Raw genomic sequence first — 17,176 nt, forward strand, 5'->3', positions numbered from 1 at the left:
ATTATAGACGCAAGTGCCGGCAAAACCTCGGTTTCGCTGTGGTCGCCCGACGTAGCGCTGCGGTAGACTCCCAGGCCTTGTCCCGCGGCCAGTGATGCTTTCCCGATGCTCGAACAGTACGTCAAGAAGATCCTCACCTCGCGCGTCTACGACGTCGCTGTCGAAACCCCGCTGCAGAGCGCTGGCCAGTTGAGCAAGCGGCTGGGCAACCAGGTCCTGCTCAAGCGCGAGGATCTGCAGCCGGTGTTCTCCTTCAAGATCCGTGGGGCGTACAACAAACTGGCGCAGCTGAGCCCAGAAGAACTGGCCCGCGGCGTGGTCACCGCCTCGGCCGGCAACCATGCCCAAGGTGTGGCACTGGCGGCGCGCGAATTGGGTATCAAGGCAACCATCGTGATGCCTAAGACCACCCCGGAGATCAAGGTCGAAGGCGTGCGCTCGCGCGGCGGCAAGGTGGTGCTGCACGGCGACTCCTTCCCCGAGGCGCTGGCCTATTCGCTCAAGCTGGTCGACGAGAAGGGCTTCGTCTACATTCACCCCTATGACGACCCCCACACCATTGCCGGTCAAGGCACCGTGGCCATGGAAATCCTGCGCCAGCACCCGGGGCGCCTGGACGCGATCTTCGTGCCCGTCGGCGGCGGTGGCCTGATCGCCGGCATCGCCGCCTATGTGAAGTACCTGCGTCCCGAGATCAAGGTGATCGGCGTCGAGCCGGACGATTCCAACTGCCTGCAGGCCGCGATGGCTGCAGGCGAGCGCGTGGTGCTGCCGCAGGTCGGCCTGTTCGCCGACGGCGTGGCGGTGGCGCAGATCGGCCAGCATACCTTCGACATCTGCCGACAGTATGTGGACGAGGTGGTGACGGTCAGCACCGACGAGATTTGCGCTGCCATCAAGGATATCTACGACGATACCCGCTCGATCACCGAACCTGCAGGCGCCTTGGGCGTGGCGGGCATCAAGAAATACGTCGAGCTGTATGGCGTATCCGGCCAGACCCTGGTGGCGATCGACTCGGGTGCCAACGTCAATTTCGACCGCCTGCGCCATGTGGCCGAGCGCGCCGAACTGGGCGAAAAGCGCGAGGCGATCATCGCTGTGACCATTCCGGAGCGACCGGGCAGCTTCAAGGCATTCTGCGAGGCGATCGGCAAGCGCCAGATCACCGAGTTCAACTACCGTTACCACGCCGACAAGGAAGCGCACATCTTCGTTGGCGTGCAGACTCACCCTGAAACCGATCCGCGGGCGATGCTGGTCCAGCAACTGACCGAGCAAGGCTTCCCTGTCACCGACCTGACCGACAACGAACTGGCCAAGCTGCATATCCGCCACATGGTCGGCGGGCACTCGGCAGGGGCCAGCGACGAGATGGTGCTGCGCTTCGAGTTCCCCGAGCGCCCAGGGGCGCTGTTCAATTTCCTCAATAAACTCGGCGGTCGCTGGAACATCTCCATGTTCCACTACCGCAATCACGGCGCAGCCGATGGCCGAGTGGTCGCAGGCCTGCAGGTACCGGACGACGAACGCCACCTGGTACCGGCGGCACTGGCCAAGATCGGCTACCCCTACTGGGACGAGACCGATAACCCGGCTTACAAGCTGTTCCTGGGCTAAACGACTAAGCTTGCCCTATCGCTCAAGGACGTGAAGATATGGAATACCTGACCACCCTCAAGGCCCTGCACATCGGTGCCACCGTGTTGTTGCTACTGGGCGCGCTGGGCCTGGCGACCTGGACCGTCGCTGCCCGCCGTCGTGGCGATGCCGAGGCCTACGGCAAGCTGCTGCGCCGGCCTCTGGTGTTTGTCTGGTTGTTGATGGGCGTTTGCTTGGTGAGCATGCCGTTCACCGGTTGGTGGCTGGTGCACCTGATCGGCTGGCCCCTGGGGCAGACGTGGTTACTGGCCTCCAGCGTCATCTACAGCGTTGGCGCGTTCACTGCCTGGTGGTTGTTGGTCCGTCTCAACCGGCTGCGCAAGGCTGAACCCACGGGGTTGCGCTTCACCCTGGCGTTGGCGTTGATCAGTGGCGTGTGCTTGCTCTCCATCGCCGGACTGATGGGCGCCAAGCCGATCTGAGCCCCAAGGGGTCGTTCCACGCCCCATCGTAGGTGGCCAGCTTCCACCTGGATCCGCTTTGAAAGGTAGGCGCTGGCGCAGCTGCGATGCTCCGTCACCAACCCTTCATGAAACCGCGGTATATCGTTACAGACCCTCGGCGACGTTCATGAGCCGGGCCCCGGCAAGACCCCATGGAACACAGAGTTTTCACCTCGCCTCACATAAGCTTGGCGGGCGCGTTGCTGCGCTCGTGAGCTTTGTGGAACAATGCGTTGACATGCGTTTGCGAGGTTGCTGCCGTGATCGACCCGGATGGTTTTCGCCCCAATGTCGGGATCATTCTTACGAATGATGCCGGGCAGGTGCTATGGGCTCGACGGATCAACCAGGATGCCTGGCAATTCCCCCAGGGTGGCATCAACCCTGACGAGACGCCGGAAGACGCCCTGTACCGCGAGCTGAACGAAGAAGTAGGCCTGGAACGCGAGGATGTGGAAATTCTTGCCTGCACCCGTGGCTGGTTGCGTTATCGTTTACCCCAGCGCCTGGTGCGCACCCACAGCCAGCCCCTGTGCATTGGCCAGAAACAGAAGTGGTTCCTGCTGCGCCTTGTGAGCAATGAGCAGCGGGTACGCATGGACCTGACCGGCAAGCCGGAATTCGACGGCTGGCGTTGGGTCAGCTACTGGTATCCCTTGGGCCAGGTGGTGACATTCAAGCGTGAGGTCTATCGCCGCGCCTTGAAAGAGCTAGCCCCGCGCCTGTTGACGCGCGACTGACGACGGAGTCCGACCCCGAGCCATGCTCAATACGCTGCGCAAGATCGTCCAGGAAGTGAACTCCGCCAAAGATCTCAAGACGGCGTTGGGGATCATTGTCTTGCGCGTCAAGGAAGCCATGGGCAGCCAGGTCTGCTCGGTCTACCTGCTCGATCCGGATACCAACCGTTTCGTGCTCATGGCCACCGAGGGCTTGAACAAACGCTCCATCGGCAAGGTCAGCATGGCCCCCAACGAAGGCCTGGTCGGCCTGGTCGGTACCCGGGAAGAGCCGCTGAACCTCGAAGACGCCGCCGCCCACCCCCGTTATCGCTACTTCGCCGAAACCGGCGAGGAGCGCTTCGCCTCCTTCCTCGGTGCACCGATCATCCACCACCGTCGTGTGGTCGGGGTGTTGGTCATCCAGCAAAAGGAGCGCCGCCAGTTCGACGAAGGCGAAGAAGCCTTCCTGGTCACCATGAGCGCCCAGCTCGCAGGCGTTATCGCCCATGCCGAGGCCACCGGCTCCATCCGGGGCCTGGGCCGCCAGGGCAAGGGCATCCAGGAGGCGCGCTTCGTCGGTGTGCCTGGCTCGCCGGGCGCTGCCGTCGGCAAGGCCGTGGTGATGCTGCCGCCGGCCGATCTGGAAGTGGTCCCGGACAAGACCGTCGAGGACATCGACACCGAACTCAAGCTGTTCAACACCGCTCTGGAAGGTGTGCGCGCCGACATGCGCAAGCTGTCGGCCAAGCTCGCCACCCAGTTGCGCCCGGAAGAGCGCGCGCTGTTCGACGTCTACCTGATGATGCTCGAGGACGCGGCTTTGGGCGGCGAGGTGGCGCAGGTCATCAAGACCGGCCAATGGGCCCAGGGCGCCCTGCGCCAGGTGGTGGGCGAGCACGTCAGCCGCTTCGAGTTGATGGACGACGATTACCTGCGTGAGCGGGCATCGGACGTCAAGGACCTGGGCCGGCGCCTGCTGGCCTATCTCCAGGAGGCGCGCTCGCAGACGCTGGTCTACCCGGACAACACCATCCTGGTGAGCGAGGAACTGACCCCGGCGATGCTCGGCGAGGTACCGGAGGGCAAGCTGGTCGGCCTGGTCTCGGTACTCGGCTCGGGCAACTCCCACGTGGCGATCCTGGCTCGGGCCATGGGTATCCCGACGGTCATGGGCCTGGTCGACCTGCCGTACTCGAAGGTCGACGGCATCGAAATGATCGTCGACGGCTACAAGGGTGAGGTGTTCACCAACCCGGGCGAGGTGCTGCGCAAGCAGTACAGCGACGTGGTCGAGGAGGAGCGCCAGCTGGCCCAGGGGCTGGATGCCCTGCGTGAGCTGCCGTGCGTGACCCCGGATGGCCACCGCATGCCGTTGTGGGTCAACACGGGGCTGCTGGCCGATGTCGCCCGTGCCCAGCAGCGTGGTGCCGAAGGCGTGGGCCTGTACCGCACCGAAGTGCCTTTCATGATCAACCAGCGTTTCCCCAGCGAGAAGGAACAGCTGACGATCTACCGTGAGCAACTGCAGGCGTTCCATCCGCTGCCTGTGACCATGCGCAGCCTCGATATCGGCGGCGACAAAGCGCTTTCGTACTTCCCGATCAAGGAAGAAAACCCCTTCCTGGGCTGGCGTGGCATCCGTGTGACCCTCGACCACCCAGAAATCTTCCTGGTGCAGACCCGCGCCATGCTCAAGGCCAGCGAGGGCCTGAACAATCTACGCATTCTGCTGCCGATGATCTCCGGCATCCATGAGCTGGAAGAGGCGCTGCACCTGATCCACCGCGCCTGGGGCGAGGTGCGGGACGAAGGCACCGATGTGCCGATGCCGCCGGTCGGGGTGATGGTCGAAATTCCTGCCGCGGTGTACCAGACCCGCGAGCTTGCGCGTCAGGTGGACTTCCTGTCGGTCGGTTCCAACGACCTTACCCAGTACCTGTTGGCGGTCGATCGCAACAACCCGCGCGTCGCCGACCTCTACGACTACTTGCATCCAGCGGTGCTTCAGGCCTTGCAGACCGTGGTCAGCGTCGCCCATGAAGAAGGCAAACCGGTGAGCATTTGCGGTGAGATGGCCGGCGATCCAGCTGCCGCCGTGCTGCTGATGGCGATGGGCTTCGATAGCCTGTCGATGAACGCCACCAACCTGCCAAAGGTGAAGTGGATGCTGCGTCAGATCAACATGAGCAAGGCCAAGGAACTGCTGGTCGATGCCATGAGCCATGACAACCCGCAGGTTATCCACAGTTCGCTGCAGTTGGCCCTGAAGAACCTGGGGCTGGCGCGGATGATCGGGCCTGGGGCCAACAAGACCCTCTGACATCACTCCTGGCCTCTTCGTGGGTAAACCCGCGAAGAGGCCGATACACCAATGCCTTTCAGACCAGCAGCTCGACCTCTCCCAAGTGCCCGCCAAAGGGCCCGAAACTGCGCTCGATGATTCGCCGCCGTCCTTGGTCATCGACCAGCAATACCGTACTCGCCCGTGTTCCATAGTTCTGGCTGGCAATGAACACGCTCGACAGCAGCTTCTCGGTCGCCAACCCCACGCCAGTTTCCGGCAGATCGCTGTCATGGGCCGGCGCTGCATCGGCGAGCAACGCCAGCAGATGCTCCGGCTGAGGATCCTCAAGTAACGCCTCCAGCCCACTACGCGCCTTGATCAGCTTGGGCCAGGGCGTATCCAGCCCGGCATTGGACAGCCCGTACACCCCAGGCTCCAGCAGGCGCGGCGAGGTCTGGCGTGCGTTCAGGTAACCCAGCTGCCCTGCATCGCCCACCAGTAGATTGAATCCTGAGTACTGGCTGCTGCGGCTGGCCACCTGGTCGAGGTAAGCCTCCACGCCCAGGTCCCCGCGCAGATAGGCCGCCACCAGCTCGCCGCGTGAGCGTGGCCCGAGTGGCTGTTGTGGGTCACGGATGTTGGTCAGCGCCGCGAAGCGTCCCAGGGGGCCGATGCCCAGCCAGGTGCCACCGGCTTCCAGGTCGCGACCGGCATGCACGCCCGGGGCGTCCTCCCAGGCGGCCAGGGCCTGGGTCGGGCGGGCGTAGAACTCGTCACGGTTGGCCGCGACGATCAGCGGCAGGGCGTGCCCCGGCCGCCAGGCGAAAACGATCAGGCACATGTCAGGGCCTCGGTTGTTTTGGCCACTCTACCCACTAGGGCTGCGTCTATCCATCACCTGACAGAGAGTTCACTAGAGCCACGGGGCTGGCTTCCGCTACCATGGCGGATTGTTTCCATAAGGGGCGACGAATGGAATTCGTACTCTATCTGCTGTTGGGGGCCTGCGCCGGTGTGTTGGCCGGGCTGTTCGGTGTGGGCGGTGGCATCATCATCGTGCCGGTGCTGGTGTTCAGCTTCACCCTGCAGGGCTTCGACCCTTCGGTACTGACTCACTTGGCCGTCGGCACGTCGCTGGCGACCATCGTCTTCACGTCGATCAATGCCGTGCTCGAGCATCAGCGCAAGGGCGCGGTGCAGTGGCCGATCTTCGCCTGGATGACCCTGGGCATCCTGCTCGGCGCGCTGGTCGGGGCCAAGACTGCCTCGCTGATCCAAGGCCCGATGCTGCAGAAGATCATCGGCGTGTTCGCCCTGGTGATCGCCGCGCAGATGGCCTTGGACCTCAAGCCCAAGGCCAGCCGTGGTATCCCCGGCAAGCCTGGCCTGACCGCTGCTGGCAGCGTGATCGGCTGGGCCTCGGCGATCTTCGGCATCGGCGGCGGCTCGCTGACCGTGCCGTTCCTGACCTGGCGCAGCCTGCCGATGCAGCAGGCAGTGGCGACCTCGTCGGCCTGTGGTTTGCCGATTGCCGTGGCCAGTGCCCTGAGCTTCATGTGGCTGGGTTGGAACGAGCAGCACTTGCCGGCTCACAGCATCGGTTACGTCTATCTTCCTGCGCTGGTGGGTATCGCGGTCACCAGCATGTTCTTCGCCCGATTCGGTGCCCGCCTGGCGCACAGGTTGTCGCCGCGTTTGCTCAAGCGCCTGTTCGCCGCGCTGCTGTTTTGCGTCGGACTGAGCTTTTTGATTTAACCCGAGAGGAATGACAATGCTGCCTTACCCGCAGATCGACCCCGTGGCCGTGGCCATCGGGCCGCTGAAAATCCACTGGTACGGCCTGATGTACCTGATCGGCATCGGCGGCGCCTGGCTGCTGGCCTCGCGCCGGTTGAACCGCTTCGATCCCACCTGGACCCGCGAGAAACTCTCCGATCTGGTGTTCTGGCTGTCCATGGGGGTGATCGTCGGTGGGCGCCTGGGCTATGTGCTGTTCTATGACCTGCACCAGTACTTGGCCAATCCGACGTTGATCTTCGAGGTCTGGAAGGGCGGCATGTCGTTCCACGGTGGCTTCATCGGCGTGATGCTGGCGGCATTGTGGTTCGGCAAGCGCAACAACAAGTCGTTCTTCGAGCTGATGGACTTCGTCGCCCCGCTGGTGCCGATCGGCCTGGGCGCCGGGCGCATCGGCAATTTCATCAACGCCGAGCTGTGGGGCAAGGCCACCGACCTGCCTTGGGCGATGGTCTTCCCGCCGTTCAGCGACCCGGCGCAACTGCCGCGTCACCCGTCGCAGCTGTACCAGTTCGCCCTCGAAGGTGTGGCATTATTCGTCATCCTTTGGCTGTACTCGCGCAAACCGCGCCCGACCATGGCCGTTTCCGGCATGTTCGCGCTGTTCTACGGGATTTTCCGCTTCATCGTTGAATTCGTGCGGGTACCCGACGCCCAGCTGGGGTACATCGCCTTCGGCTGGTTGACCATGGGTCAGTTGCTCTGCGTGCCGATGATCGCCGGCGGCATCTTCCTGATCTGGTGGGCCTACAACCGCAAACCTACGGCCAAGGCCACCGTTTGACTCTCACGGCAGGGGCGATCCCCCTGCCGTTCTTGCTACAGGTAAGCCATGAAACAGTATCTAGACCTGGTCCGTGACGTCATCGAAAACGGTACGTTGCAGGAAAACCGCACCGGCATCCGCACCATCAGTCTGCCGGGCGCCATGCTGCGTTTCGACCTGCAGAAGGGCTTCCCGGCCATCACCACGCGCAAGTTGGCGTTCAAGTCGGCGATCGGCGAGATGGTGGGTTTTTTGCGCGGCGTGAAGAATGCCGGGCAGTTCCGTGAGTTGGGCTGCAAGGTCTGGGACCAGAACGCCAACGAGAACGCTCAGTGGCTGGCCAATCCCTTCCGCCAGGGCCACGACGACCTGGGTGAAATCTACGGCGTGCAATGGCGCCAGTGGCCGGGCTACAAGCGCATCCCGCTGAGCAATCCGGCGGCCATCGAGATGGCCGAGAAGGCAGGCTTTCGCCGCATCGCCCAGGATGAAGAAGACGGCCAGGCGTTCGTCATCCTGTACAAGGCCATTGACCAGGTGCGCCAGTGCCTGGACACCATCGCCCACGACCCGGGCAGCCGCCGCATTCTGTTCCACGGCTGGAACTGCGCCCAGCTCGATGAAATGGCCCTGCCGCCGTGCCACCTGCTGTATCAGTTCCACCCCAATGTCGAGACCAAGGAAATTTCCCTGACGCTCTACATCCGTTCCAACGACCTGGGCCTGGGCACACCGTTCAACCTCACCGAAGGCGCGGCGCTGCTGTCGCTATTCGGCCGGCTGACCGGCTACACCCCGCGCTGGTTCACCTATTTCATCGGCGATGCCCATGTGTATGAAAACCACCTGGACATGCTGAACGAGCAGATGAAGCGCGAGCCATTGGCAGCGCCGAAACTGGTGATCAGCGACCGCGTGCCGGCGTTCGCAGAGACGGGCAAGTACGAGCCCGAGTGGCTGGAGAAGATCGAGCCGAGCGACTTCTGGCTGGAAGGGTACGAGCACCATGCACCGATGACCGCGCCGATGGCGGTCTGACCCTGAGAGGGCTGGGCTGCTCGCAGCCCCCCCTCAATGCCCGTGACTGCGTCCCACGTGGGAGTGCTCGGTTTCAGGTACCGATACCGCCCCGTTCGTCTCCAGTTGCTGAAGGATCGCGCACTCCGATCCTTTGGCGTTGCACTGCTGGCGCAGCTCCACCAACTGCGCCTGCAGCGCCATCAACCCATCGATTCTCGCCTGCACATGCTCGATATGCTCGTCGATCAGCGCATTGACGCTGCCGCACGAATCGTCGGGGCTGTCGCGCAGGCGCAACAGGCTGCGGATTTCGTCCAGGGTCATGTCCAGGGTGCGGCAGTTGCGGATGAAGGTCAGGCGCTCCACATGGGCCTGGGTGTATTGCCGGTAGTTGCCTTCGGTGCGGGCGGGGGCCGGTAGCAATTGCTCGCGCTCGTAGTAGCGGATGGTCTCCACGGCGCACTCGGTGGCCTTGGCCAGTTCTCCGATCTTCATGGCAATCTCCAGGAAAGGGGCTTGACCCTATAGTGGCTACAGGGTGTTCACTTGGCAACAACCCACTCTGTGGATACCTGCAGAGGTCAGCGCTCACGTTAAGGATGATTCCATGAACCAGCCTGTCAGCCCCGAACATCAGCATGACCACGGCCATGATCACGATCATGGCGACAAGGCGCACAGCCATGCCTCCCATGGTCACGGTTGCTGCAGCTCCAGTGCCGCGCCAGCCAGGGTGCAATTGACCGAGAGGGCCAGTGGCCAGGCACGGCTCAGCCGTTTCCGCATCGAGGCCATGGACTGCCCCACCGAGCAGAGCCTGATCCAGGACAAGCTCGGCAAGCTGGCGGGCATCGAACAACTGGAATTCAACCTGATCAACCGCGTGCTCGGCGTGCGCCACACGCTGGAGGGTACGGCCCAGATCGAGCAGGCCATCGACAGCCTGGGGATGAAAGCCGAGCCTATGAGTGCTGAGGGTGACGATGCCCCAGCCGCGCCCCTGGCCCACAAGCCCCGTTGGTGGCCGCTCGCGTTGTCGGGTGTGGCGGCGATCGCCGCCGAGCTCGTGCATTTCTCCGGCAAGGCACCGGAGTGGGTCGTGGCGCTGTTGGCGCTGGCAGCCATCCTCGGCTGTGGCCTGGGCACCTACAAGAAGGGCTGGATCGCCCTGAAGAACCGCAACCTCAACATCAATGCATTGATGAGCATCGCCGTGACCGGTGCCGTGTTGATCGGCCAATGGCCGGAGGCGGCCATGGTCATGGTGCTGTTCACGGTTGCCGAATTGATCGAGGCGCGCTCGCTGGACCGCGCCCGTAATGCCATCGGTGGGCTGATGCAACTGAGCCCGGACCTGGCCACGGTGCAGCAGGCTGACGGCCAATGGCGTGAGGTCGAGGTGCGGGATGTGGCTATCGGCGCCTTGGTGCGCGTGCGCCCTGGTGAACGCATCGGCCTGGACGGCGAAGTGGTCAGTGGGCAATCGAGCGTCGATCAGGCGCCGATCACCGGCGAAAGCCTGCCGATCGAAAAGGCTGTCGGCGACAAGCTGTTCGCCGGCACCATCAACCAGGCCGGTGCCTTGGAGTACCGGGTCACTGCGGCGGCAGTGCAGTCGACCTTGGCGCGCATCATCAAGGCCGTCGAAGAGGCCCAAGGCGCCCGGGCGCCGACCCAGCGCTTCGTCGACCAATTCTCGCGCATCTACACCCCGGCGGTGTTCGCGGTGGCCCTGACGGTGGCGATCATTCCGCCGCTGTTCATGGCCGGCGCCTGGTTCGACTGGATCTACCGCGCGCTGGTCCTGCTGGTGGTGGCCTGCCCTTGCGCCCTGGTGATCTCCACCCCGGTGACCATCGTCAGTGGCCTGGCGGCGGCGGCGCGCAAGGGCATCCTGATCAAGGGCGGCGTGTACCTCGAAGGCGGGCGCAAGTTGGACTTCCTGGCTCTGGACAAGACCGGCACCATCACCCATGGCAAGCCGGTACAAACCGACAGCAAGGTGCTCGACCCGTTGTTCGAAGGCCGCGCCCAGGCGTTGGCGGCAAGCCTGGCGGCGCGCTCCGACCACCCGGTGTCGGGCGCCATCGCCCAGCATGCCCAGGCGCAGGCCCTGGAGCTGAGCGACGTGCGTGAGTTCACCGCCCTGGCTGGTCGCGGCGTGCGGGGCGAAATCGACGGCACCCTGTATCACCTGGGCAACCATCGCCTGGTCGAAGAGCTGGGCCTGTGCTCGCCGGCTCTGGAGGCCGAACTGGACCAGCTCGAGCGCCAGGGCAAGACCGTCGTGCTGCTGCTCGACGGCTCCGGACCGCTGGCGCTGTTCGCCGTGGCGGACACGGTCAAGGACAGTAGCCGCCAGGCCATCGCCGAGCTGCATGCGCTGGGTATCAAGACTGTCATGCTGACCGGCGATAATCCCCATACCGCCCAGGCCATCGCCGCCCAAGTGGGCATCGACCGCGCCGAAGGCAACCTTTTGCCGGCGGACAAGCTCGGCAGTATCGAGGCACTGTACGGCCAAGGGCATCGTGTCGGCATGGTCGGTGATGGCATCAACGACGCGCCGGCCCTGGCCCGCGCCGAGATCGGCTTTGCCATGGCGGCGGCTGGCACCGACACCGCCATCGAGACCGCCGACGTGGCGCTGATGGACGATGACTTGCGCAAAATCCCCGCCTTCGTCAGGCTGTCGCGCCAAAGTGCGGCGATCCTGACGCAGAACATCGTTCTGGCATTGGGCATCAAGGCGATTTTCCTGGCGATCACCTTCGCCGGCATGGCGACCATGTGGATGGCGGTGTTCGCCGACATGGGCGTGAGTCTGCTGGTGGTGTTCAACGGCTTGCGCCTGCTGCGTAAATAGAGGTAATTCGATGCTGAGCGCGGAGCTCAAAGCCTTCTACATGGTGGCCCGCCTGGGCAGCATCACTTTGGCTGCGAAGAAGCTCGGGCTCAGCCAGCCCACGGTGACCACGCAGATCCGCAACCTGGAGAGCCAGTACGCAGTTGAGCTGTTCTACCGGGGTGGGCGGCGCTTGGTGCTGAGCGAGGAGGGCGCGCGACTGCTGCCGATGGTCAAGGCCTTGCTGCAACAGGAAGCCGACATCGAGTTCGAGCTGCGCAACAGTGGTCAGGCCCAGGGCGGTTTGCGCATTGCCGCCACCGCACCCTATTACATCCTCGATCTGGTGAAGATCTTCCGTGAACGCTTGCCACAGGTGGAACTGACCGTAGAAATCGGCAATTCCCAGCAGGTGCTGGAGATGCTCGAGGACTACCGGGTGGACATCGCTGCCTCTTCCCAACTGGTGGAAGACAATCGTCTGGTGCGTCGCGTGCTGGGTAGCGACCCGCTGGTCGTGGCGGTGCACCGCAACCACCCGCTGGCCCATCGCCACGCAGTTTCCATCGACGCGCTGGCCGGGCACTGTCTGTTGATGCGTGAACCTGGTTCGACCACTCGCAAGCTGACCGAGCGCATGCTCGAGGAGGCCGGGGTCAACGGTGGGACGCTGTTGGAAATTGGCAGCCGTGAATCGATCCGCGAGGCGGTGCTGCGCAACATCGGCATCAGCATCATTGCCCGCCATGAAGTGCCGCATAACCCGGAGCTGCGGGTGTTGACGCTGGAGAATGCTCCAGTGATGCACGAGTACTTGTACTGCCTCAAGGAGCGGCGCCAGGCCAGGTTGCCGGCGGCGTTCCTGGGCGTGGCACAAGAGGTGGTGGGATCGCAGTTCTAGATCGGTGTTGGCTCCTTGGGGGTGTGTGCTGAACCCTGTAGGAGCGGGTTTCCCGTGAAAGCGCCGTTGAGTTCACTACAAAAATCCGTGAATGGCACTATCGGCAGCTTTTGCTTACCAGCCACATAACCTTCGCATTGAGTTCCTAGCATGGCCCCATCTGTTCGATGAGGCCCTGTCATGAACAACGCTATCCCCGCCCCGGGCGCACAAATGAAAGTGCGCAACATCCACAAGCGTTTCGGCGCCTTCACGGCCCTCAACGATGTCTCCCTGGACATCGCCGCCGGCGAGTTGGTCTGTCTGCTGGGCCCTTCCGGCTGTGGCAAGACCACGCTGCTGCGCTGCATCGCCGGTCTAGAGCGCCAGGACCGTGGCGAGCTGTACATCGGCGAACGCGATATCTCCCACTTGCCGCCCCAGGCCCGTGACTACGGCATCCTGTTCCAGTCCTATGCGCTGTTCCCCAATCTGACCGTCGAGGCCAATATCGCCTATGGTCTGACCGGCAGTAGCCGCGAGCAGGCACGCCATCGTGTGGCGCAGATGCTCGAACTGGTCGGTCTCTCGGGCAGCGAGAAGAAATACCCCGGCCAGCTGTCCGGCGGCCAGCAGCAACGCGTGGCCCTGGCCCGCGCCCTGGCGCCGTCGCCTTCGCTGTTGTTGCTCGACGAGCCCATGTCGGCACTCGATGCACGTGTTCGCGAGCACCTGTGCACCGAGTTGCGCCAGCTTCAGCGCCAGTTGGGCATCACCACCCTGATGGTGACCCACAACCAGGACGAAGCCATGTTGATGGCCGACCGCATCGCCGTGATGAACAACGGCCAGGTCGAGCAGTACGCCACCCCGCAGGAAATCTACGACCAGCCCGCCACGCCGTTCGTGGCCGAATTCGTCGGTCAGGGCAACTGGCTGCCCTTCCAGCGCAGCGGCGACAGCCATGCCCAGGTGGGAGGCATGAACATGCGCCTGGCCCCTGGGGCGGTGCACAGCAGCAGCGGTCGACTGTTCTGTCGCCCTGAGGCGATCACCGTCAACCCGGTGGTGCATGAGGAGAACCTGTTCCCGGCCATGGTCCAGGAGATCACCTTCCTGGGTAACCGCTGCCGCATGAGCTTCGAGCTCAAGGCCCTGCCTGGCCATTCGCTGCTGGCGGAGCTGGCGCCAGAGGCCATGCCGCGCCTGGGGTCCCAGGACATCTGGGTGGCCTTGCCGCCGCGCAGCCTGCAGGTCTTTGCCTGAGATGGCCGCGCCCCTGTCCGTCGCGATCCCCCAGGCCAAGTCGGCACCACGCAGTGGTGTCGCTCTCGGCGATCGACTCTTCGTCGTCGGCGGCAAGTGCTTGCTGCTGCTCCTGCTCATCCTCGCCGTGCTGATGCCACTGCTGGCGATCTTCTGGCGTGGCTTCAATGGTGAGGCCGGTCAAGGTGGCGGCCTGGTCGCCGCCCGTGAACTGTTCGCCAGCGAGAACTTCCACTGGCTGTTGGGCAACAGCCTGAAGGTCGCCTTCAGTGTCGCGGCCATTGTCGTGCCGCTGGCCTATCTGTTCGCCTATGCCTTGCAACGCACGCTGATCCCCGCCAAGGGGCTGTGGCGAGGCATCTCGCTGCTGCCGCTGCTGGCGCCGTCGATGCTGCCGGCGATCGCGCTGGTCTACCTGTTCGGCAACCAGGGCCTGTTGCGCGGGCTGCTGACCGATAACGTCTATGGCTTCTGGGGCATCGTGCTGGGCGAGGCGATCTACACCTTCCCCCATGCTTTGATGATCCTGCTGTCGGCTTTGACGTTGGCGGATGCACGTCTGTTCGATGCCGCGTCGAGCATGGGCGCCGGGCCCTGGCGCGCGTTTCGCAGCATCACCTGGCCCGGCACCCGCCAAGCGGTGTTCGCCGCGTTCTGCCTGGTGTTCACCCTGACCATCACCGATTTCGGCGTGCCGGTCGTGGTGGGAGGCGACTATCAAGTGCTGGCGCTGGAAGCTTACAAGGCGGTGGTCGGCCAGCAGCAGTTCGGTCGGGGGGCGTTAATCGGCATGGTGTTGCTGGTGCCCGCGTTGCTGAGCTTTACCGTCGATGCCTGGCTGCGCCGACGCCAGGGCGATGCCATGAGTGGTCGTGCGCAGGTGTTCCAGCCCCAGCCGTCGCGCCGCCGTGATGCGTGCTTCCTGGCCATCGTGCTGCTGGTCTGCGCGGTGCTGTTGCTGGTCATCGGTATGGCGGTGTACTCGTCGTTGGTAAAGTTCTGGCCGTACAACCTGTCGCTGTCGTTCAAGCACTATATGTTCGACGACACCGCCGGTGGCGGCTGGCTGGCGTACCGCAACAGCGTGACCATGGCGCTGGCCACGGCGCTGATCGGCAGCCTCGTGATCTTCACCGGCGCCTACCTGATGGAGAAGACCCAGGGCCAGCGCCTGCTCAACCAGTCCCTGCGCCTGCTGAGCTTCATTCCCATGGCGGTGCCGGGCCTCGTCCTTGGCCTGGGCTATGTGTTCTTCTTCAACCTCAACGGCAACCCATTGCACGTGTTCTATGGCGGCATGGCGCTGCTGGTGGTGTGCACCATCGCCCACTACCTGACCACGGCGCAGATGACCGCGACCACTGCCCTGCGCCAGCTCGACAGTGAGTTCGAAGCCGCCGCGCTATCGCTCAAGGCACCGTTGTACAAGCACTTCATGCGGGTGACCGTGCCGATCTGCCTGCCGGCGCTGCTGGACATCATCCGCTACCTGTTCGTCTCGGCGATGACCACCGTGTCGGCAGCGATCTTCCTGTACAGCCCCGACACCATTCTCGCCGCCGTCGCCGTGTTGAACATGGACGACGCCGGCAATGTGGGCGGCGCCGCCGCCATGTCCACTTTGATCCTGCTGACCAGCGCGACCGCTTCGCTGCTGCTGGCCGGTGCATCCCGCGGCCTGCTGCGCCGCTCCCAGGCCTGGCGCCAGCGTGCGCCCGGCCATTGACCGACTGCCAACCCTGTAAGGAACCGCATCATGTTCAAGCCCCTCGCACTTGTCGCTGCCGTATCCGCCGTGTTCAGCCTGCAGGCTTCGGCCGCCGGGACCCAACTGACGGTCTACACCGCCTTGGAAGCCGAGCAGCTCAAGAGCTACAAGCAGGCCTTCGAGAAGGCCAACCCGGACATCGAGATCAAATGGGTGCGTGACTCCACCGGTATCATCACCGCCAAGCTGCTGGCCGAAAAAGACCGCCCGCAGGCAGACGCGGTGTGGGGCCTGGCTGCCTCCAGCCTGGCCATCCTCGACCAGAACGGCATGCTCGAAGCCTACGCGCCCAAAGACCTGGGCAAGATCTCCCCCAACTACCGCGACGCCGCCAACCCGCCTGCCTGGGTCGGCATGGACGTCTGGGCTGCCACCCTTTGCTTCAACACCGTCGAGGCCGAGAAGCAGGGCCTGAGCAAGCCGGTGAGCTGGCAGGACCTGACCAAGCCTGAGTACAAGGGCAAGATCGTCATGCCGAACCCGGCCTCGTCGGGCACCGGCTTCCTGGATGTCAGTGCCTGGCTGCAGACCTTCGGCGAGCCTCAGGGCTGGGCCTACATGGACGCCTTGCACCAGAACATCGGTCAGTACGTCCACTCCGGGTCCAAGCCGTGCAAGCTGGCTGCAGCCGGTGAGTTCCCGATCGGTATCTCTTTCGAGTACCCGGCCGTGCAGCTCAAGCGCCAGGGCGCGCCGCTGGATATCATCCTGCCCAAGGAAGGCCTGGGCTGGGAAATCGAAGCCACCGCGGTCATCAAGGGCTCGCCGAAGGCCGAGGCTGCCAAGCGCCTTGCCGATTTCTCGGCAAGCCCCGCGGCCATGGAGCTGTACAAGGAAAACTTCGCCGTGCTTGCCGCCCCTGGCATCGCCAAGCCGCAGACCGAGCTGCCGGCAGATTACGAGCAGCGCCTGATCAAAAACGATTTCGCCTGGGCCTCGAAGAACCGCGACGAGATCCTGAGCGAGTGGCGCAAGCGCTATGACGGCAAGTCGGAGAAAGTCGCTCAGCAGTAATCGCGGCTAGTCTCTTGCGAGGGCCGCTTGCCCTCATTCGCGGGTAAACCCGCTGCCACAGGGATGATGCTGAACCTTGTGGCAGCGGGTTTACGCGCGAATGTATTGGTACCTAATTCTGGAGATGAGCAATGCCCACCCCCGAACAGATCATCCATGCCACTTTCACCCTCTACGAACGCCACGGCGCCGACGACTACATCGGCGAGGCGATCACCCAGATCGAGCACATGTCCCAGGCCGCCGAATTGGCCATGGCCGAGGGCTTCGACGATGAAGTGGTGTTGGCCGCGTTCTTCCATGACATCGGCCATCTGTGCGGGGAGGGCGAAGGGGACATGGGCGGCTATGGGGTGGTCAGCCACGAGCGGATCGGGGCCGAGTACCTGCGCCGCTGCGGTTTCGGCGAGCGCATGGCCCGGTTGGTGCAGTACCACGTCGAGGCCAAGCGCTACCTGACCTTGCGCCAGCCGGGTTACTACGACCGCCTGAGCGAGGCGAGTCGGCGTACGCTCGAATATCAAGGCGGGGTGATGAGCGATGCCGAGGCCGACGCATTCGAGCAGGACCCGTTGTTCAAGGTCAGTCTGCGCATGCGCGAGTGGGACGAAATGGCCAAGGAGGTCGGGGTACCGGTGATCGACCTGGCGCTGCTCAAGGAAAAGGCCCTGGCGTTGCTCTGACAGACCTCTACGCGGGTAAACCCGCG

15 protein-coding genes are annotated in these 17,176 nt (G+C 63.9%); 13 read left to right on the plus strand and 2 right to left on the minus strand.

The window, feature by feature from the left end; translation table 11 throughout:
* The first annotated feature begins 105 nt into the window (after nucleotides 1–105).
* The 4 genes from ilvA (at nucleotide 106) to ptsP (ending at nucleotide 5,147) form a co-directional block, all read left to right on the plus strand.
* Nucleotides 106–1,620 (plus strand): threonine ammonia-lyase, biosynthetic, encoded by a 1,515-nt coding sequence (ilvA, locus tag R6G97_RS10950; RefSeq protein WP_090343422.1) that lies wholly within the window; start codon nucleotides 106–108, stop codon nucleotides 1,618–1,620.
* 38 nt (nucleotides 1,621–1,658) lie between these two features.
* Nucleotides 1,659–2,084: a DUF2269 family protein gene (locus R6G97_RS10955; protein ID WP_102081414.1), complete on the plus strand. Its 426-nt coding sequence runs from the start codon at nucleotides 1,659–1,661 to the stop codon at nucleotides 2,082–2,084.
* 281 nt (nucleotides 2,085–2,365) lie between these two features.
* Nucleotides 2,366–2,845, plus strand: coding sequence for an RNA pyrophosphohydrolase (locus R6G97_RS10960; RefSeq protein ID WP_029614755.1), 480 nt, complete (start codon nucleotides 2,366–2,368; stop codon nucleotides 2,843–2,845).
* 22 nt (nucleotides 2,846–2,867) lie between these two features.
* Complete coding sequence (gene ptsP / locus R6G97_RS10965; RefSeq protein ID WP_070571747.1) at nucleotides 2,868–5,147, plus strand: phosphoenolpyruvate--protein phosphotransferase; 2,280 nt, start codon at nucleotides 2,868–2,870, stop codon at nucleotides 5,145–5,147.
* A 58-nt stretch (nucleotides 5,148–5,205) separates the two neighbouring features.
* On the opposite strand, the gene R6G97_RS10970 is transcribed toward ptsP, so the two are convergent.
* A complete protein-coding gene (locus R6G97_RS10970; protein ID WP_250034305.1) occupies nucleotides 5,206–5,952 on the minus strand; it encodes an NRDE family protein in 747 nt (248 codons plus the stop codon).
* Between the two features lie 131 nt (nucleotides 5,953–6,083).
* Between R6G97_RS10970 and R6G97_RS10975 the strand changes: the two genes are divergently transcribed.
* Genes R6G97_RS10975 through R6G97_RS10985 form a run of 3 tightly spaced genes read left to right on the plus strand, consistent with a single transcriptional unit; the run spans nucleotide 6,084 to nucleotide 8,712 of the window.
* Nucleotides 6,084–6,866 carry a sulfite exporter TauE/SafE family protein gene (locus R6G97_RS10975; protein WP_043208693.1) on the plus strand — a complete coding sequence of 261 codons (783 nt, stop codon included), beginning with the start codon at nucleotides 6,084–6,086 and terminating at the stop codon, nucleotides 6,864–6,866.
* Nucleotides 6,867–6,882: 16 nt separating this feature from the next.
* A complete protein-coding gene (gene lgt, locus R6G97_RS10980) occupies nucleotides 6,883–7,692 on the plus strand; it encodes a prolipoprotein diacylglyceryl transferase (protein ID WP_043208691.1) in 810 nt (269 codons plus the stop codon).
* A gap of 48 nt (nucleotides 7,693–7,740) precedes the next feature.
* Nucleotides 7,741–8,712 carry a thymidylate synthase gene (locus R6G97_RS10985; protein ID WP_043208690.1) on the plus strand — a complete coding sequence of 324 codons (972 nt, stop codon included), beginning with the start codon at nucleotides 7,741–7,743 and terminating at the stop codon, nucleotides 8,710–8,712.
* Between the two features lie 33 nt (nucleotides 8,713–8,745).
* Here the strand turns inward: R6G97_RS10985 and cadR are convergent, their stop codons facing one another.
* The gene (gene cadR / locus R6G97_RS10990; RefSeq protein ID WP_043208688.1) at nucleotides 8,746–9,189 is read right to left on the minus strand and encodes a cadmium resistance transcriptional regulator CadR; all 444 of its coding nucleotides are present in this window, start codon (nucleotides 9,187–9,189) and stop codon (nucleotides 8,746–8,748) included.
* A gap of 112 nt (nucleotides 9,190–9,301) precedes the next feature.
* Between cadR and R6G97_RS10995 the strand changes: the two genes are divergently transcribed.
* From R6G97_RS10995 to R6G97_RS11020, 6 genes are all read left to right on the plus strand, one after another.
* Nucleotides 9,302–11,560, plus strand: a complete 2,259-nt coding sequence (locus tag R6G97_RS10995; RefSeq protein ID WP_317848089.1) for a heavy metal translocating P-type ATPase — start codon at nucleotides 9,302–9,304, stop codon at nucleotides 11,558–11,560.
* A 10-nt stretch (nucleotides 11,561–11,570) separates the two neighbouring features.
* Nucleotides 11,571–12,440, plus strand: a complete 870-nt coding sequence (locus R6G97_RS11000) for a LysR family transcriptional regulator (RefSeq protein WP_043208684.1) — start codon at nucleotides 11,571–11,573, stop codon at nucleotides 12,438–12,440.
* Between the two features lie 180 nt (nucleotides 12,441–12,620).
* On the plus strand, nucleotides 12,621–13,685 hold the full coding sequence (locus tag R6G97_RS11005; RefSeq protein WP_043208682.1) for a putative 2-aminoethylphosphonate ABC transporter ATP-binding protein: 1,065 nt from the start codon (nucleotides 12,621–12,623) through the stop codon (nucleotides 13,683–13,685).
* Nucleotide 13,686: 1 nt separating this feature from the next.
* The gene (locus tag R6G97_RS11010) at nucleotides 13,687–15,411 is read left to right on the plus strand and encodes a putative 2-aminoethylphosphonate ABC transporter permease subunit (RefSeq protein WP_090343411.1); all 1,725 of its coding nucleotides are present in this window, start codon (nucleotides 13,687–13,689) and stop codon (nucleotides 15,409–15,411) included.
* Between the two features lie 30 nt (nucleotides 15,412–15,441).
* A complete protein-coding gene (locus R6G97_RS11015; protein WP_043208679.1) occupies nucleotides 15,442–16,467 on the plus strand; it encodes a putative 2-aminoethylphosphonate ABC transporter substrate-binding protein in 1,026 nt (341 codons plus the stop codon).
* A gap of 131 nt (nucleotides 16,468–16,598) precedes the next feature.
* Entirely contained in the window at nucleotides 16,599–17,150 is a 552-nt protein-coding gene (locus R6G97_RS11020; protein WP_090343406.1) for a phosphonate degradation HD-domain oxygenase, read from the plus strand.
* The last annotated feature ends 26 nt before the right edge of the window (nucleotides 17,151–17,176 follow it).

Source organism: Pseudomonas sp. HTZ2 (assembly GCF_033173945.1).
GTDB classification, from domain to species: Bacteria; Pseudomonadota; Gammaproteobacteria; order Pseudomonadales; family Pseudomonadaceae; genus Aquipseudomonas; species Aquipseudomonas guariconensis.

Coding starts and splice junctions, on each gene's coding strand:
- R6G97_RS11010 (WP_090343411.1), top strand. CDS start 13,687: ATGGCCGCGCCCCTGTCCGTCGCGATCCCCCAGGCCAAGTCGGCACCA.
- R6G97_RS11005 (WP_043208682.1), top strand. CDS start 12,621: ATGAACAACGCTATCCCCGCCCCGGGCGCACAAATGAAAGTGCGCAAC.
- cadR (WP_043208688.1), bottom strand. CDS start 9,189: ATGAAGATCGGAGAACTGGCCAAGGCCACCGAGTGCGCCGTGGAGACC.
- R6G97_RS10955 (WP_102081414.1), top strand. CDS start 1,659: ATGGAATACCTGACCACCCTCAAGGCCCTGCACATCGGTGCCACCGTG.
- R6G97_RS10985 (WP_043208690.1), top strand. CDS start 7,741: ATGAAACAGTATCTAGACCTGGTCCGTGACGTCATCGAAAACGGTACG.
- lgt (WP_043208691.1), top strand. CDS start 6,883: ATGCTGCCTTACCCGCAGATCGACCCCGTGGCCGTGGCCATCGGGCCG.
- R6G97_RS11015 (WP_043208679.1), top strand. CDS start 15,442: ATGTTCAAGCCCCTCGCACTTGTCGCTGCCGTATCCGCCGTGTTCAGC.
- R6G97_RS11020 (WP_090343406.1), top strand. CDS start 16,599: ATGCCCACCCCCGAACAGATCATCCATGCCACTTTCACCCTCTACGAA.
- R6G97_RS10995 (WP_317848089.1), top strand. CDS start 9,302: ATGAACCAGCCTGTCAGCCCCGAACATCAGCATGACCACGGCCATGAT.
- ptsP (WP_070571747.1), top strand. CDS start 2,868: ATGCTCAATACGCTGCGCAAGATCGTCCAGGAAGTGAACTCCGCCAAA.
- ilvA (WP_090343422.1), top strand. CDS start 106: ATGCTCGAACAGTACGTCAAGAAGATCCTCACCTCGCGCGTCTACGAC.
- R6G97_RS11000 (WP_043208684.1), top strand. CDS start 11,571: ATGCTGAGCGCGGAGCTCAAAGCCTTCTACATGGTGGCCCGCCTGGGC.
- R6G97_RS10975 (WP_043208693.1), top strand. CDS start 6,084: ATGGAATTCGTACTCTATCTGCTGTTGGGGGCCTGCGCCGGTGTGTTG.
- R6G97_RS10970 (WP_250034305.1), bottom strand. CDS start 5,952: ATGTGCCTGATCGTTTTCGCCTGGCGGCCGGGGCACGCCCTGCCGCTG.